This is a genomic window from Bacteroidota bacterium, from assembly GCA_020161395.1.
GTDB lineage: Bacteria > Bacteroidota > Ignavibacteria > Ignavibacteriales > Ignavibacteriaceae > UTCHB3.
Window position 1 is genome coordinate 283,729 of record JAIUOE010000005.1, and the last position, 16,686, is coordinate 300,414.

13 protein-coding genes are annotated in these 16,686 nt (G+C 43.0%); 3 read left to right on the forward strand and 10 right to left on the reverse strand.

Features of this window, described 5'->3' with window-relative positions; genetic code table 11:
- Positions 1-133: 133 nt before the first annotated feature.
- The 5 genes from LCH52_10500 to LCH52_10520 form a co-directional block, all read right to left on the reverse strand.
- Positions 134-598, reverse strand: a complete 465-nt coding sequence (locus LCH52_10500; GenBank protein ID MCA0388912.1) for a universal stress protein — start codon at positions 596-598, stop codon at positions 134-136.
- Between the two features lie 11 nt (positions 599-609).
- Positions 610-1,446, reverse strand: coding sequence for a hypothetical protein (locus tag LCH52_10505; GenBank protein ID MCA0388913.1), 837 nt, complete (start codon positions 1,444-1,446; stop codon positions 610-612).
- Between the two features lie 5 nt (positions 1,447-1,451).
- Positions 1,452-2,021 carry a sigma-70 family RNA polymerase sigma factor gene (locus LCH52_10510; GenBank protein ID MCA0388914.1) on the reverse strand — a complete coding sequence of 190 codons (570 nt, stop codon included), beginning with the start codon at positions 2,019-2,021 and terminating at the stop codon, positions 1,452-1,454.
- Between the two features lie 155 nt (positions 2,022-2,176).
- Entirely contained in the window at positions 2,177-3,373 is a 1,197-nt protein-coding gene (locus LCH52_10515) for a carboxypeptidase (GenBank protein MCA0388915.1), read from the reverse strand.
- 12 nt (positions 3,374-3,385) lie between these two features.
- Positions 3,386-4,024 carry a hypothetical protein gene (locus LCH52_10520; protein ID MCA0388916.1) on the reverse strand — a complete coding sequence of 213 codons (639 nt, stop codon included), beginning with the start codon at positions 4,022-4,024 and terminating at the stop codon, positions 3,386-3,388.
- 62 nt (positions 4,025-4,086) lie between these two features.
- Here LCH52_10520 and LCH52_10525 point away from each other — a divergent pair, with 62 nt between their 5' ends.
- Together LCH52_10525 and LCH52_10530 are read left to right on the forward strand one after the other, a co-directional pair.
- Entirely contained in the window at positions 4,087-4,533 is a 447-nt protein-coding gene (locus LCH52_10525; protein ID MCA0388917.1) for a hypothetical protein, read from the forward strand.
- The gene (locus LCH52_10530; protein ID MCA0388918.1) at positions 4,530-7,697 is read left to right on the forward strand and encodes an exodeoxyribonuclease V subunit gamma; all 3,168 of its coding nucleotides are present in this window, start codon (positions 4,530-4,532) and stop codon (positions 7,695-7,697) included. Before LCH52_10525 ends, LCH52_10530 begins: the two co-directional genes overlap by 4 nt.
- Here LCH52_10530 and LCH52_10535 read toward each other — a convergent pair.
- Genes LCH52_10535 through LCH52_10555 form a run of 5 tightly spaced genes read right to left on the reverse strand, consistent with a single transcriptional unit; the run spans position 7,678 to position 15,194 of the window.
- On the reverse strand, positions 7,678-9,657 hold the full coding sequence (locus LCH52_10535) for a family 20 glycosylhydrolase (protein MCA0388919.1): 1,980 nt from the start codon (positions 9,655-9,657) through the stop codon (positions 7,678-7,680). The genes LCH52_10530 and LCH52_10535 overlap by 20 nt on opposite strands.
- Before the next feature lie 59 nt (positions 9,658-9,716).
- Positions 9,717-11,531 carry a sodium:solute symporter gene (locus tag LCH52_10540; protein MCA0388920.1) on the reverse strand — a complete coding sequence of 605 codons (1,815 nt, stop codon included), beginning with the start codon at positions 11,529-11,531 and terminating at the stop codon, positions 9,717-9,719.
- Between the two features lie 19 nt (positions 11,532-11,550).
- The gene (locus LCH52_10545; GenBank protein ID MCA0388921.1) at positions 11,551-13,389 is read right to left on the reverse strand and encodes a bifunctional anthranilate synthase component I family protein/class IV aminotransferase; all 1,839 of its coding nucleotides are present in this window, start codon (positions 13,387-13,389) and stop codon (positions 11,551-11,553) included.
- A 5-nt stretch (positions 13,390-13,394) separates the two neighbouring features.
- Complete coding sequence (locus tag LCH52_10550; GenBank protein MCA0388922.1) at positions 13,395-13,889, reverse strand: GNAT family N-acetyltransferase; 495 nt, start codon at positions 13,887-13,889, stop codon at positions 13,395-13,397.
- Positions 13,890-13,898: 9 nt separating this feature from the next.
- On the reverse strand, positions 13,899-15,194 hold the full coding sequence (locus LCH52_10555) for an MFS transporter (GenBank protein MCA0388923.1): 1,296 nt from the start codon (positions 15,192-15,194) through the stop codon (positions 13,899-13,901).
- Between the two features lie 180 nt (positions 15,195-15,374).
- Between LCH52_10555 and LCH52_10560 the strand changes: the two genes are divergently transcribed.
- The gene (locus tag LCH52_10560) at positions 15,375-16,670 is read left to right on the forward strand and encodes an MFS transporter (protein MCA0388924.1); all 1,296 of its coding nucleotides are present in this window, start codon (positions 15,375-15,377) and stop codon (positions 16,668-16,670) included.
- The last annotated feature ends 16 nt before the right edge of the window (positions 16,671-16,686 follow it).

Sequence of the window (16,686 nt, forward strand, 5' to 3'; positions counted from 1 at the left end):
ACCTCAGTATCTCCGAAGTTCTGAGGTTCTGTATGGATATTTAAAACAAAACGGGCATCGGGATGCAAAAAAAAGCTGCCTCAAATCTGAGACAGCTTTAAATCAAATTGATGTAATGCAGAGCGCGTTTAATTCAGTCCCTTTTTGGCGTAATCACAAGCACAGGGCAGTCAGAGTGACGGATAACTTTTTCTGCCACACTTCCGAGGAGAGTGTGCAAAAGTCCCGTTTTTCCCTGGGTTGCAATTACAATAAGGTCAATTTCGTTTTCTGCGGCATATTTCACAATTTCGGCATGACTTACACCAAACCGGAAAACTTTCTCAACTTTCGCGTCACCGTACTTATCTTTCATTTGAGCAATGTATTTTTCCATTTCAGTTTCGGCTTGCTGCTTCAATTCATTTTCGATCTTTTCCTGAGTCAAATCGAAGGTACGGATTGCAAGAATCGGCTTAAAATCCTCTATTACATGAAGAATATGTATCGTGGCGTCATATTTAATGGCTCTTTCAATGGCATACTCTGCAGCCGACATGGAATATTTACTGAAATCTGTCGGAAATAAAATATTATTGATTGTTGCTAAAATTGCCATTTTCTACCTCTCTAATCCAAACCGCAAAAAAGTGTTTTAAGGTTTTCGGGGTTGTCTTTTGCAACAACAGCCCTCACATTATCTCCACATCTGTTTATCAGAATCCCCATGTTCCCCTCTCCCTGTGTGTAACATGAACCGGACATTACAGTTGACATGATCTTGTTGTCGAGGCTCAGTTTCTTGTCGGAAGTAAGATATTTTTTATCAACCTCAAAGATGTAGAGCAGATTACCGTTTGAGTCAGACAAAACCACATGCCCGAACTTCTCACCGTTGTCATGAGATACAACGGCACCCACAAAATGCCATCCCTTTGGACATGCCATCCTCATCTTGTATTGCAACCCCTTTTCAGCGAAAAAAGACTGAATCTTTCCCGGGTCGTCAGATGTAATCTGAGGTGCAAGCTTTGCATCCAGAATGGCTTTGAAATTATTCATCGCCATTTTATCCAGACTGAATCTGGACTCCATAACTTCCAAACCACCGGTTTGTGTGTCAGTATATTTAAATATGAACAGTGTAATAAAAATTACAGCTATTGCTGCAGCGTAGGCGTAAGGGCGAAGGGAAAATATCTGTTTGTTGTTCCCCTTCTCAACCGCTGCTCCTGTCCGTATATCGAGCAAAATCCTGTTACGAAGGGAGGAAGGACACTGTGCCATCCTGCACTTCTTACTTACAGTTTTCTTTACGGTCAACTGAACATAGTGTTCAGTCTTTAAATTGGGATCGGTAGCTGCCACACTCAACAATTCAGAGCGGAGCTGATTGTCTTTTATTTCATTATCCACTAAAGCAGCAACAAGTTCGGCGTATTCGTGTCTCTTTTTATCGTTCATCATATCTGCTAATTCTTAACATAACCTTTTGTGCCTGCGTAGTCATAGAGTTTTGCATAGAGCATTTTGCGGGCTCTGTGCAGTCTAGATCTGACTGTACCTACAGGGCAGTCTATAAAATCTGCTATTTCTTCATAAGTGAATCCCTCGATATCAGCAAGGATAACAACCGTTCTGAAATCTTCCGGGAGAGAGGAAATGGCTGACGCAACCTGATCGTCGAGAAGATTGTCAAAAATCTCTTTTTCGAGATGGGCGTCTTCGGTGGAAGAGGGCTTCACATTTTCGTAATAGTTCTCTACATCTTCATAATCGTATCGTTCCGGTTCTTTTGTCTTTTTCCGGTATGAATTGATGTAGGTGTTCTTCATTATTCTAAACAACCAGGCTTTACAGTTGGTTCCTTTTTCAAATTTATCGAAGAAGCGGAAGGCACGCATGTAGGTATCCTGCACCAGATCACTCGCCTCGTCAGAGTCACCGGTCATCCTGAGTGCAAAATTAAAAAGCGCATCCATGTGCGGAACGGCTTCCCGTTCAAAATCAGCGTAAATATCGCCGTTATAGTTTTTTGTCATACTCGAAGTTTAAAAAGTATATAATCTCGTTTCCTAATAATAGCAAATTTATCTTAAAATACAAAAAAAAGGGAGTAATTTTTACTTGAATGGTGCAGATTTAAGGATAATTTAATTTGAGAGTGGTTGTTTTTCCGGCTGAGGAAGGAATCGATTTATACTTGATCCGGAATTTCAATAGCTATTCCGTCTTTTACTTCATAAACTTTTTTCTCCCCCTGTTGCAGCACAAAGTTCGCCCTTCCGCCGATTCTTACTGCAGGAACAATTGATAACCCAGTACCGTCAATTTCTGTGTAACCCCGGCGGTTTCGAAGTTTCCCGATTCTTTTTACTGTTCCCTTTATTTTGACAGGCCTCCCCGTTTTTGAAGGGACTTCGATTCTGTTTATTCCGATATTCACCAGTTCACCTTCAAGCTTTACACCCCGGATGAGGAGATCATACATCACTTTTTTATTACCCGGGAGTCCGTCATACAGTTTTGTCTCATAATTCTGATACTCACCAGAGATAATCGATTTGAATGCTGTAATAAAGAGAAAAAAGTTCAGTCTCCTCTGAAACCGTCTCTCAATATCATCCTCCCATCCGCCACTTTCAATCAGAATTGTTGCTGCCCCAAGAGCCTGAAAAGTGTCACCAAAAGCTCTGTACTCAAATTCATCGCTGTACCTTCCAATATGCCCGGGAATAAGTTTCTCAAGGTGGTCGACAAGGCTGGAAATAAGCTTTTTTGCATTTAAACGGTTTGGGGGATTTGAACTGGATTTATCAGGAGGTGGTGCGAGAAAAGAGATGGTCGCCGGTCTGCCCGAATCGCCAGCCGCATGTGCTCTCCCCTGATCATGAAGATTGAAGGCAAAATCAGGCTTGATCTGGCGGAAACTGTTCATTAAAACATTTGCTTCGGGTGTAGTCAGGTCGTATGCATCCCGGTTAAGATCGACCCCGGAGGCATTTTCCCGCGTAAATCGTTCCGCACCGTCAGGGTTGACGAGCGGCATTATCCATAAAGTCAGGTTATCCAGAATTTCATCCCGGAGGTTAACGAATCTTCCGGGATTTCTCAAAAACTTCATCAGGTCAAAAAGAGCTGCGTTTGCAGTGGGTTCGTCACCATGCATCTGTGCCCACATGAAAATGACTGTACTGCCTGTTCCCGTTTTTATAAGCCTTATTTCACGACCCTCTTCGGATTTCCCGGCAGTCTGAACATTAAAAAGTGGATCTTTGAATAAATCACCGATAAGCTTGTCAACATCGTTGAAAGTATAGTAACGGTCAGGTAATCCCTCTTCCTTAAACCCTGCATATTCCCTTGGAATTTCGAATTGTAACCGGTCAGTCATAAAAAACTGTTGCTAAAACATCGTCCCCAGGGTTATCGTCAAAAATATCCCCGAGATATTCTGTTTCATGATTCCTTCCATCCCTTCAACGCCACCGTCAAAGAGGTGTGCATAGTAGTATCTTACATTCAACCCGAGAAGATTCTTTTTGTTAATTCCAAAGTTGGCTCCAAGACCTGCGTAACCGCCCAGTGCAATTTTTGCCTGTGCAGATCCGAATGAGGAGAAAAATTCCTTTTCAAACGGAGTGGTAACTATAAGATTGGGTCCGACCCCAATCGAAATGTAGGGCCTCAGATTCTCGGTGAGACTTTCCTTAAAAAGGCGGTACTGAAAACCCGTGGAAAAAGGGATCTGAAATATTCTGTTTTTCTTCCCGACAACGATTATTCTTCCCCAATAATCGATGTATTCAAATTCCCGGTCGTCCTTCACCTCACTTATCGAAAAGTCTGTAAACCAGGTAAGTTCCTCGGATAAATCCTTCCGGTAAAAACCACCCAGTCCAAAACCCGCTTCACCTATCATGAGATCGAGCCCAAGTGTGTTGGGCGGAAAAGGCTGTGGTTTTTCTACAGGGGCTACATCTCCCAGTTTTTGTGAAAATAAAAATATCGGAGACAGCAGAAGAATTAATGCAATTTTTCTCATTTTTTCTTATCTTTTATTTCAAGGTATAAAAAATTAAAAATTTATTTTTCCGGCTCAAGTTAATGATAAAATCTGATAATAGTCAAGGTTATCCGAAACCACCTGAATTTAATTTCCCCGACGAAAAACTGACGGAAATTGTCACTGACAGATTAAGGAAACTCTCTCCTGCCGGTGATTCCGGTGAATTCATTACCATTGAGCACCAACCGGGAATGTCTGATCTCAACTCCCTCCTCCCGGTGAATCACATGCCCGGCAGCGGTCTGATGATCTTCTCACGATTCGATCTTTTAGATGAACTTCTTCAAAGCCTTGTACACGCGTTGAACAAAAAAAAATTATTCCGCATCGTTATTCTCCTTTCAGGGGAGTTCAACCCGGAGGCAGTAGTTGCGTTCTTCACCTCTATCTCTTCCACTGCGGAACTGGAATATTTTGAAAAACAACTGGTTTACAACGAATTCAAAGACAAATTAACTCTGCTTTCTTTAAGGATAAAACAATGATACTTACACCACTCGACAATTTTAAGGACTTTGTTCTCGATAACTGGCTAATGGACAACAAAGACAGAACCGATGATACCGGTCTCCTTCTGCTGCTCCCTACTAAAAGAAGACAAAGAGAATTTAAAAAATTCCTTGCCAAAAATTACCCGGGAGTAAAACTAAAAACCGACACCATAAGAGACCTTGCCCGGAAAATAGGAAGTAAAATCGACCCCGGTTTTGGAATCATTCCTGACGAAATTCTGGAGATTTTTATCAGACAAATTATAAACGATTTGAATGATGCCGATTTTTCACACAACCTGACAAACGGGATGATAAGGCTGATCAAAAACACAATCTCCGAATTCAAGGAAAACGGTACCAGCGCCGACAGTCTAATCCTCGAGATCAACAATCTTAACCCCGTAAACAAAGAAAAAGCCCTCTTTCTGTCACGGGTATTTTCTGCTCTCGATCTCAGACTTAAATCCTCCGGAATGAAAGAAATTGGCGACATCTATCTGATGATTCAGACTAACTCACAACTTGTACCATCTGCTTTCCGTTCTGTCTACCCCGATGTGAAAGAAGTCTTCATGCAAAACTTCATGGAGCTCACTTCTCCTGAAATAACCCTGGTGGAAGGGATCGCAAAACATACGGGGAACAGGGTTTATATCGATTTCGATTACTCAGTAGGAAATCCTTTCCTGTTTGAAAAGCTGCAAAAATGTTTCAATTCTCTTGAAAAAGCAGGATTTAGAAGTCACAAGTCTGAGAGTGAGTCTTCACAGGATTTCCATTCACATCTTAAAGAGAACCTGTTCAAACCTGTGAAACCCGGAATAACCAAAGTTGACAACATCTTTGAAATTCAGGCACCGACACTGTATGACGAAACCAATTTTGTTGCCAAAGAGATCAAGAACCTCCTTTTAACCGATAAAAGCCTTCAGACATCCGAAATTGGTGTTATTTTTCATCGTATCCCGGCTTATACTCCCTTCATAAGAGCTGCATTCGAGTCACAAGGAATTCCGACAAATATAACCGACCGGTTCAGAACCGGCGACTTTTCACCCGTCTCAGCATTGCTGGATCTTCTCAAGGTGATTTCGCACAATTTTAGCTTTGATTCTGTCTTCCGTGTATTGTCGAATCCCGTCCTGCAGAAAAGATACGGCAATTCCACACATTTTAAAAGAGGGTGCAGTCACATAAAAGTTACATCGGGATATGAAAAAATGGTCAAACTCTTCTCACTTGAAATACAAAAATTCCAGGGAGACACAGGTGAAGAGGAGGAATTTGACAACACATCCATCATCTCATCATTAAAATCGTCACTGGTCACCATCCAGAAGCTGTGGGGTGATCTTGAATCTCTCATCTTCGAGATGGAGCCCATTGAATTCTTCAACAAAGTAAAAAAACTTGTAAAGGATACCGGTCTCCTCACAGCCTGTGTTTCCGATACAGGAAGTGCAGCGCTCTTCAATATACGGGCACTTTCCACCTTCCTGAGTTCCGCTTCATTTCTCTTCAATGTTTTACAACAGTACGAGAACAGAAAACGAAACTTTGAAGAATACCTCGAAATGTTGCTCGATCTGTCGCAGGAGACCAGATTTAATCTCGTCGAACAACCCGAAACAGGCGTAATGATTACCACTCCCGATGAAGCGAGGGGGCTGAAATTTAAACACCTCTTTATATGTGCTCTCAACGATGGTGATTTTCCCACAAGATACAGGGCTGAAATCTTTAAATATGACGGTGCCACAGAACAAATTAAAAAACACTCCGCGGAAGAGAGACTCCTTTTCTATCAGGCTCTCACGGCATGGAGAGGCCCGGCAAAAGGCAGACTTTACCTGACTAACAGCAAAAAAACAGGGGCAAAAGAAAAAGTTGAGTCATTCTTTAAAAGCGATTTTAAAACCCTTTTTACTGTCACCCCTGTTGATGTCAAAATCTATGAACAAAAAATTTATTCAAAAAGGGATATCTTTACCTCCTGGCAACAGTTTGATGAAAAAACAGCGGTTGATGCCCTTCAAAAATCATCGCTGATAAATCAGTTTGACATCCCGGAGATCAAACAAAGAAGTAACGACTACCTCACCCAGTCCAACCTTGCCGGTTCCGAAAACAATCCCTTTGCCGGATACATTTCATTCGATGAAACGGAGGAGACTCCCCTTTCACTTCCTGTTCTGAGGAGGGTGAACTCCCCTTTTTCTGCCACCAGTCTGGAAAGTTACGCCAGTTGTCCGTATCAGTTTTTTGCAAAGTATATACTTGGCACCGAAGCTGACGAGGAAATATCGGAAGAACTCGATTCGCTGGAGTTCGGTACACTTCTGCACTCGATTCTGAGAGCATTTCACTCTGAGTTACTCGAACAAAATAAAAAAATCAGCGATTGCACCGACAAGGAACTTGAAGAATACCTAAACAGACTGATCGATATCGCCACAAACATTGAGGATCACAACCTTACAGAACTCCTCGATACCGAATCATTCCTTTCAGCCGAAAAAATCCTCGGTATTGCCGGCAATGCCACCTGGTCCATTCTTTACAAATACCTTGAAATTGCCAGAAACAGCTCCGATACACTTCTTCCTGCCCTTTTTGAAAGCAATTTTGCAGGGTTAAAACTGAGAGGTAAAAACAGTGCGGAAAGAACAGCTCCCTATGAGATTAAAATCAAAGGAAGAATCGACCGGATTGATGTGGATGATACAAATAAATTGTTCAAGGTTATAGATTATAAATCAGGCAAAAAAGAGTACTCGCTGGACCATGTAAAAGAAGGGAAGCTTTTGCAGCTCCCCCTCTATTTAATGGCAGCAGATAAAGGAAAAATCAAGGATTTGCCCGAGGAATTTTCATATCTTTTCCCGCAGATTTTCTCCCTGAAATACAACAAAGATGATTTCGGTGCAAAAGATATCAAATTTCCAATAGGTCGTGAGAAAATTGCTGACACTCACGAAAACGCCAAAGCCAAGTGGGAGGAATTACTCCAGCTCACTGAAACAAATATTCAAAAATTTGTCCTGCGCATCCTCGAAGGCAAATTTAACCTGACTTCTGATTCTGACAGGGACGAAAAAAATTGCAAATACTGTAAATTGCAGCCCCTCTGCCGGGTTAAGGAGCACAAAATTTAACGAGCTTCTCGAATCCTTCAACTATCATTAGTTCAGACTGACCGTGGCGGATAGTGTTCCCTTTCAGGAAAGCTTTTGCTTTGTCTATGATTTCCTGATCAACCTTGTCACCCGAGAAAACCGAACCAACCATCTCGGGCATCAGCTCGCAGATTAATTCGAGACTTTCGGCATGAGGCATCACTTCAAAAAGTATTGGGTGCCTCTTGATCTGGTCTTTCAATTCGGGCATTCCGGTTTTCCAGTAAGCAAGCTGTCCGAGCAAAAGACTGGTCACAGAACCATCCCGTGACTCGATTAATACACTGACAAGTTCATTAAATTTCCTTGCTGTCGCTGCATCCGGTCTGGCGGCATCCACAACTCTGGTATAGGGAGAATATTGCGTGTATTTTACTCCCATTGAGTGTCTTTTGTACTCTTTTACCGGTTCAAGAACATCCACAAGCATCTTCAACGGTTTTATGTCCTCGCCACCGACCAGCCTGCGAAGCATCATTTCGTAATTTTTCTCGTGCAACAATCCCAGCTCTTCCAGTTGAAGACTTATTCTGTCGAGTCTTCTGTACATATCTTTCACATCTGTAACACTGTTATGCGACCACAACCTCTCTGCAATTGCTGCAGTACGGGGCCAGATCCTCGAATCAACATTTTCATTTGTAACAAGTTCCGCCCACATGGTAGCTTCACCACCGAGAATGTTCTTCTGCTGCTCAGCCGGAAGAATGGTATCAGGTGAAACAGGATGATTATTATAGTGAAACTTTGTCGACTGAATCAGGTCAATATAATAACCGTTGGAAAGGATAACATTATAGCCGTCTTTTGAAGCCTGCAGGAGAGCTTTTTTTCCTCTCCACGAATGTATCACAATATCCTTCGGCATTTCAGGCTGCAAAATCTCATCCCAGCCGACCATCTTTTTATTGTTCTTCTGTAAAATCTTCAGGATTCGGGTGTTGAAGTAAGCCTGAAGTGCATGCTCATCTTTAATGTTTTTCTCTGACATGAATTTCTGAATATCAGGATTTTCCTTCCAGTGGTTTGCCTTAACCTCATCACCACCGATATGAAAGTATTCATCCGGGAAAAGCTGTGCCATCTCGGTGAAAAACTTGTCAAGAAACTCATATGTGCTCTCTTTTGTCGGATCCATCACGGGCCCGAATATCCCCCAGTTCCTTTCTATCTTGTATGGTCCCGGTTTGCTCGCAAGTTCGGGATGCCCGACAAACCATGAAGTGGAATGACCCGGAACATCAAACTCGGGATACACCCTGATACCTCTGTCGGCAGCGTATTTGATGATATGTTTAATCTGTTCCTGCGTGAAATAATTTCCGTCGGAACCCATTTGGTGCAGTTTTGGAAAAACCTTGCTCTCAATTCTGAATCCCTGATCTTCCGATAGGTGGAAGTGGAGCACATTCATCTTCATGGCTGCCATTCCGTCGATATTCCGGAGCACCATTTCAAGCGGCATCCAGTGGCGGCATACATCAAGCATCAAACCGCGCCACTTGTAGAATGGAGCATCTTTTATAGATACCACGGGAAGGAAATAACCGGTGCTGTCCCTTTCCACAAGCTGAAGAAATGTCTCCAGCCCCCGCATCGCTCCGATATCGGTAACTGCAGCGAGGGATATCTTATCACGCGCCACATCAAGAGTATACGACTCATCTTCACCGACCTTGATTGCTCCCTCACGGTCAAATTTGATTGTGAGTGCGGGATTAACTATCGAATCTGCCCCTGACACGATATCCTGAAGGAAAAACAGACCTGTCCTCCCTGATAATCGTTGCAGTGCTTTGGTAGCATAAGCGGAAATCCGCTGATTGATTTTTCCCGTTATCTTCATCTTGAATTTGGCATCAAGACGGTACTGTCCATCTCCTGCTTTCAACTCTGAAGGAACGGGCATTAAATTGAAAACTGTTTGCTTTTGTGACATGACAACTCCCGACGACAAAGTAAACAACATCATGATTGTAATTAATCTGTGCATTGATCTCATTTTTCTTCTCCTTTTGCGTCCAGATTCTTGTACCAGATCTGATACAGAAAATAACTTAAAATTACCAGTATGAAAAACAGTATAAAGAATGTGTCCCATTCCTTAAAAACCACAACCATTGCAGTAGCAAAAAGCACCAGTTGCCATGGTACCGCTATGATTGCTGATATTATGTCCCTTTTATTCTCTTTACTTATCGCTGTCCGTTGTTCGGGCGAGAGTTTTTCGGTGATCCTTCCCCAAAATCCAAAAGGTCTGGTTTTCAGGAAGAATTTCGAAAGTGTCTCGTCATCTGTCGGTTCGGTGAGGAGTGTTACCACCACAGTACCTGCAAACGAAAGGACACTAACGGAAAGAAATGAAAAATATTCCGGTGCATCGGGATAGACAAGGCCCTGAACGATGGCGGTTGTCATTCCCGCAAAGATTCCTGCGGTAAATCCGTACCCGTTCAGTCTCCACCAGTACCATCTGATAATAAGTGGAACAATAAGCCCGGCTCCCATGCTCATCGTAAGCCATCCCCAAATCTGATTAATGCTTGTGATAAAGAGCGTGAGCATCAGACCGCCGACCACAACCATTATTGATGCGAGACGGCTCTGATTGACAAGTTTTTTCTCAGAGGCTCCCGGATTGATAAAACTTCTGTAAATATCATTCACCCAGTATGAAGCGCCTGCATTAACAATTGAGACAAAGGTTGACATCGCTGCCGACATCAGACCGGCGATCAGCAGACCCTTGAAGCCTATCGGAATCAGTTTGTCAATTACTGTTGGGAGAGCAAGTTCGGGATCGTGTACTATGTTGCCGGTTGTGTTCCCGTATACTATAGCCATTATCGCAACTGCTGCAGTGAAGGGCCACCTGAAAGTGAGAAGGACTGTCCAAAAAAGTGAAAGCAGCCCGGCATCCCGGTCACTTCTTGCGGCATAGTATCTTTGGATCATATAGCCACCAGTACCGCCACTTCCCTCAATTACTGTTTTCGCAAGATAAAAGAGGATTGATACTCCGAAAAGGTTGTAGATCGCATATTTCGATTCTTTGGGGAAATTTAATTCCCATTGCGGTATGATGTTTGTCCAGCTTTCCCTCGTTACCGTCTGGCTTATAAATCCACCATCCACTGCAGGAGTCGAAATTATGAATGTATCGGGAAGAATATATTGAGTGAGAGATATGTAAATTACCACAAAAATCGAAATAAGTATCAACACCCCCTGAATGACATCAGTCCAGACCACACCATACAGACCGCTTGCAGCAGTATACATCAGAGATATGGATACCATAATCACTGAAGCTACGAAATCGGGTTTCATTCCCCAGATTTCCGGCAGGTCGAGAAACTCACCAATAAACTTGCCTGAACCAACGGCAAAATATCCGGTGATGGCGATTGTGCTCATCAGAATTGCAATGGCACAGACCAGACGGGCGATCCTCCCCTGACGGCTGTCACCAAACCTGAACTGCATCCATTCCGCCAATGTCATCACATGCGCCCTCCGGTTCCACTTCCCCATAAAAACCATCATAAATGCCATTATAAGTACGATACCACCCCTTATTTCGACAAAATAACCCTGAGCACCGAGAGCATAAATGAGTGCAACATTTATCATCGTTCCGCTTACATCTATATTGGATGCCATACCGGAGGCACCGAGTGCCCACCACTTCAGACTTCTGTCACCCAGAAAGAATGAATCGATACTTTTCGAGGCTTTCCGCTCAAACCACATGCCAATTATTAAAATGCCAACCAGGTAGATTCCCACTATTATGTAATCAATTATTTCCATATAACATCTTTCGGGGTGTTTAATTAGTTATTTTATCAATTCTCACAGGACCTCTGACAGCATTGGTCAGAACCACTTCTTCGGCACCGTAAATGTCTTCCTTGTAGAGTACTCTCTCGACGGCATCAGTCTGTTTCATAAAAAGTGACCTTCCTATCCCTTCCAGCAATCCGCAATTGACGGGTGGCGTGTACCAGCTTCCATCGATTTTGGCAAAAACATTGCTGATTCCTCCTTCGCAAACCTCATCCCTCTCATTCAGATAGATCAGATCGAAGAGGCCCCCTTTCTCGACAATTTCCCGCTCATCATTATACAGGGCTCTTTCGGTCGTCTTTGAATAAAGAAAATGATTCGTACTCGAAATGCGGTTCCCTGAAAATGCGACGAAAATTTCTGCGGGAAGAGTCACAAGTTCCTTAATTTCCGCTTCCATGTCACCATATTTTCCCAAAGTTATTTTTAACTTGTATTTTTTTGTTTCATCAGTATCAAAAAGAGCAGCCAAAATCGTTTTTGTGAAAAAGTCGGGTCTGAAATAAAATAAATTAACTTTCGCAGACTGTGCCATCCGCTCCTTATGTAACTCGATTAAGGGGATACTCCCCTGATCAACAAGCATTGTTTCAAAAATTCTGTAATAAGGTAATGGATTTGCAAAAAACTTCCCTTTTATCACGCACTCATCGTATTCCCTCTCAGGAACTGAGTCCCAGACTATCCCGCTGCCGAGTCCTGCCTTCCCTGTTTTATTCTCTCCGTCCAGTTCAAGAGTCCTTATAGCAACATTGAAGGTTGCGTTCTTTCCGTAAAGATACCCTATCGAACCGGTATACAGTCCCCTGTTTCTTTTTTCCAGCCCGTTTATGATTCTCATCGAACTGATCTTCGGTGCTCCTGTTACAGATCCGCAAGGGAACAGAGCCTTAAAGATGTCAAATAGTCGTATGTTTTTGTCCAGCTTGCCGCCAATCTCTGAGACAAGTTGAAAAACTGTCTCATATTTTTCAACTTTGCAAATCGATATCTGTCTGAGAGGGCGAGTGGAACATATTCTGTGAAGATCGTTTCGCAAAAGGTCGGTTATCATCAAATTCTCAGCCCGCTCCTTTTGATTCCGGGAAAGACGGGCTTGGATGGTTCTCGAATTGCCGGTCGATAAATTTCCCTTCATCGTCCCCTTCATCGGTGCCACTCTAATCGTATTGGATTTCAGTGAGAAAAACAGCTCCGGAGAGAGTGACAAGACAACCCTGTTTCCGAGGTTGATGTATGCCGGGTATCTCGAAGTTTGATTGAAAAGGAGAGAAGAAAATATTTCTGCGGGACTGCATGAGTAGTTAAAACTTGACGACATTGTGTAATTTATTTGATAAGTGTCCCCCTTTTTTATACTCTCCTTTATCGACTTGATTGCACCGGTGTACATTTCCTTGGACTGATCGAATTGAAAGCCTGTTATCAAATTATCACGGGTGCTCTCAAACCCAAACGGGACTCCTTCCAGGTCAATAAACTGCACAGACGATTTCTTGAACACCAGTGCAGTACCAAAACGCTTTTTTCTCGATCTTTGAAGGATGTCCTCAAGCTTTGGAAGAAAAAGAAGCCCGGCTTCGTAGTCAACCATGACCAACACATGATATCCGGAAGATTTATAAGTTTCAATACTGTTGAAGAACTCTTCAACATTATCCGGGGTCAGGCTCAGCGTTGTTTTCGCACCGGTGAGCAGAATAGACCTGGATTCCCCACAGAATGGAGGATTCACAAGAAATGCACTGTTCTTGCTGCTGTCCACCTTTTCAAGAATTTCCCTCAAGGATTCCGGTTTGTATGCAGCCTTTTTGTATGTCATTTCCGTCAGGTTCCCTGTTTAAACTTCTGCAATGCATCACCCGAGAGTCTGAATATCGTCCATTCATCCATGGGGACAGCGCCAAGGGATTTGTAGAATTCGATTGCGGGAGTGTTCCAGTCGAGCACAGTCCACTCAAATCTGCCGCAGCCTTCTGAAATCGCCTGTTCCGCCAGATAAATCAGAATTTGTTTACCAAAACCCTTCCCTCTGTATTCGGGCAGAACAAAAAGATCTTCGAGGTACATCCCTTTTTTCCCGAGGAATGATGAAAAATTGTAAAAATAAATTGCATAACCAACCGCTTTTCCGTCATGATATGCAATGTATCCTTCAACATTCGCCTTTTTGCCGAAAAAAGTTTCGGTAAGTATCTCCTCCGTTGCAGTCACTTCGTGAGAGAGTTTTTCGTATTCCGCTATTTTTTTAATGAACCAGAGCAGAAGAGGGATATCTCCCTCTTCCACTTTTTTAAGTTCGATATTTTCAAGTTTAATCATTGTGCGCTCTTAGTGTCCGCCGCCACCGCCTTGAATTTTTCCTCCACCCGGTTTGGTCTCTTTCACAAGCAGCCAAAGAATTGCGGAAATTGCGAGTGCCACGCCACTGATCATGAAAATAAGTGTCTTGTCCGGGTTCTTTTCAACGATTCCGCCAACAATCACAGAAACCAGCAACTGAGGAAGTACCACAGAAAGATTGAATATCCCCATGAACAGTCCCATTTTTTCTTTTTTTACATTTTCCGACATGATTGCAAATGGTAGACTGACGATTGCTCCCCAGCCGATACCGCAAACTGCCATCATGGCGTATAATGAGATGGAATCACGGACGAACAATGCAATCGCAAAATATCCGGCACTCATCAATGCAAGAGCCAGAATGTGAGTTTTTACTCTTCCAATCTTTTTTGCAATGTTCGCCAGTACCAAAGCCGGGACAATGAATCCGACAGTATTCAACACTGCGAATGAAATGGAGATATTATCGCCGATCAGCTTGTTGGCTTCATCAGAAATTTTTGCAGACACTTCATAATTATAGAATACTTCCTTTATAAATCCGAAAATATACACAAACATAGTCTGCACACCCAGCCAGGAAAATGCGTGTGCTGCATATATTTTCAACAGTTCCGTGGTATTGGTCTCGTGCGTTGTTTCCTCTGCTTCATCTGCCACAACCGACAATTTGCGGGGTTCTTCTATGAAAAACATCGGTATAACTGAAAACAGGAACACGAAAAAGACACCGAAATATATTAATATATAATTGTCAAGCAAAACGCTTATCAGGTAGGCAACCACTCCGAAGAAACCCGATATGGTCTGCATCCAGGTGTAGCCTTTCGTTCTTGCATCACCTTCGGGTGTCACATCCGCGATGATCGACCGAGTAGGATTAAAACTGATGTTTATCGCCAGATCGAGTGTGAGTGCAACACCTGTTGCTACTATGATGATCTCACCAATTCCAAGAAAATTACTGACAACATCAATATTCGGCAGTGCCATCAGCATTATTGCTGCTGTTATTCCACCGATTAGAACAAACGGTCTCCGCCTTCCACCCCAGAACCACACATTATCACTGATCATCCCCACCAGCACCTGCCCTATGATACCTGCCGCCGGTCCTGCTGCCCAGACAAACCCTATCTCTTCCAGATTAAGATGGTACTTTGTGTTCATAATCCAGCTTAGTGCTGCTATTTGAATTGACAGTGCAAAACCCATTGCCGTCGCCGGTAAAGGGAGAATTGTATAAAACAGATTACTCAGTTTTTTCTGCATCTGAAGCATTTGTTTCTCCGGATTGTATTTTATTCGTTTCTGATAACTTATTTAAACAGACCTTCAAATTAACAATTTTGACCCGAATATTTGCAAATGCTCATAACTATTAACTAAAAACTTATAACTAATTTTACCGCCAATGTTCGTAAATTTAAAGATGTGATTTTTATTTGGAAAGTCGATTAAATGAAGAAAAAATTAGATTTCTGGCAAATATGGAACATGAGTTTCGGATTCCTCGGTATTCAGTTCGGATTTGCCCTTCAAAATGCCAATACAAGCAGAATATTTCAGACTCTTGGAGCCGAGATCGATAAAATTCCCATCCTTTGGATAGCTGCACCGGTGACCGGATTGCTCGTCCAGCCCGTCGTGGGATATCTTAGTGACAGAACCTGGGGAAAACTTGGTCGCAGACGGCCCTTCTTCCTCACGGGTGCCCTCCTCGCATCTCTTGCCCTCATAATAATGCCAAACTCACCCGTTCTCTGGATTGCTGCCGGTATGCTCTGGGTTATGGATGCATCGATTAATATAAGCATGGAGCCGTTCCGGGCTCTCGTTGCCGACCTTCTGCCGTCTGAGCAGAGAACCACAGGATTTGCCGTACAAAGTTTTTTTATCGGAGTTGGTGCCGTAATCGCCTCACTTCTTCCTTATATGCTGACCAACTGGCTTGGTATGAGCAACACAGCCCCCAAAGGTGAGATTCCCGATTCGGTCATATATTCTTTCTATCTCGGAGCAGCCGCCTTTTTTGGGGCAGTGCTTTGGACTGTGGTAAGGACAAAGGAATACCCCCCCGAAAACATGGAAGAATTTCTCGAACACAAAAAAAACAAAGCTGGTTTTCTACAAGGTGTATCTGAAATCTTTGATTCATTTCTAAAGATGCCAAAAACGATGATCCAACTCGCCTTTGTTCAGTTTTTTAGCTGGTTTGCACTATTCTGTATGTGGATTTATACAACCCCTGCGGTTACCAAACATTTATATCATACCGTTGATACAGAGTCGATTGCATATAATGAAGGTGCTGACTGGGTTGGGGTACTGTTTGCTGTTTATAACGGCGTTGCTGCGGTTACGGCATTCATCCTGCCGGTGCTGGCGAAAAGATTTTCACGAAAATTTGCCCATTCATTGTCTCTGACACTGACAGGTCTTGCGTTTATTTCGTTCCTTTTTATTCCGTCACCCGGATTGCTCCTTATCCCTATGATCTTTATCGGCTTGGGCTGGGCTTCAATTCTTTCAATGCCATACGCCATCCTCTCCGGTGCACTTCCTCAGGAGAAAATGGGCGTTTACATGGGAATTTTCAACTTTTTTATTGTGATTCCGCAGATTGTTGCTGCAACATTAATTGGATTTACTGTAAAATCGTTCTTCGGGGATGATCCAATTTATGCTCTGGTAGTCGGGGGTGTCTCCATGATCATCGCGGCAACGCTGACGATGTTCGTGAATGATGAGAACTGAGAGGCTTTAAAAGCAA

What these genes read in the sequence shown, in the direction of transcription:
- LCH52_10500 (MCA0388912.1), bottom strand. Translation starts at nt 598, where the DNA reads ATGGCAATTTTAGCAACAATCAATAATATTTTATTTCCGACAGATTTC.
- LCH52_10545 (MCA0388921.1), bottom strand. Translation starts at nt 13,389, where the DNA reads ATGACATACAAAAAGGCTGCATACAAACCGGAATCCTTGAGGGAAATT.
- LCH52_10540 (MCA0388920.1), bottom strand. Translation starts at nt 11,531, where the DNA reads ATGGAAATAATTGATTACATAATAGTGGGAATCTACCTGGTTGGCATT.
- LCH52_10560 (MCA0388924.1), top strand. Translation starts at nt 15,375, where the DNA reads ATGAAGAAAAAATTAGATTTCTGGCAAATATGGAACATGAGTTTCGGA.
- LCH52_10520 (MCA0388916.1), bottom strand. Translation starts at nt 4,024, where the DNA reads ATGAGAAAAATTGCATTAATTCTTCTGCTGTCTCCGATATTTTTATTT.
- LCH52_10515 (MCA0388915.1), bottom strand. Translation starts at nt 3,373, where the DNA reads ATGACTGACCGGTTACAATTCGAAATTCCAAGGGAATATGCAGGGTTT.
- LCH52_10555 (MCA0388923.1), bottom strand. Translation starts at nt 15,194, where the DNA reads ATGCTTCAGATGCAGAAAAAACTGAGTAATCTGTTTTATACAATTCTC.
- LCH52_10505 (MCA0388913.1), bottom strand. Translation starts at nt 1,446, where the DNA reads ATGATGAACGATAAAAAGAGACACGAATACGCCGAACTTGTTGCTGCT.
- LCH52_10550 (MCA0388922.1), bottom strand. Translation starts at nt 13,889, where the DNA reads ATGATTAAACTTGAAAATATCGAACTTAAAAAAGTGGAAGAGGGAGAT.
- LCH52_10530 (MCA0388918.1), top strand. Translation starts at nt 4,530, where the DNA reads ATGATACTTACACCACTCGACAATTTTAAGGACTTTGTTCTCGATAAC.
- LCH52_10535 (MCA0388919.1), bottom strand. Translation starts at nt 9,657, where the DNA reads ATGTCACAAAAGCAAACAGTTTTCAATTTAATGCCCGTTCCTTCAGAG.
- LCH52_10525 (MCA0388917.1), top strand. Translation starts at nt 4,087, where the DNA reads ATGATAAAATCTGATAATAGTCAAGGTTATCCGAAACCACCTGAATTT.
- LCH52_10510 (MCA0388914.1), bottom strand. Translation starts at nt 2,021, where the DNA reads ATGACAAAAAACTATAACGGCGATATTTACGCTGATTTTGAACGGGAA.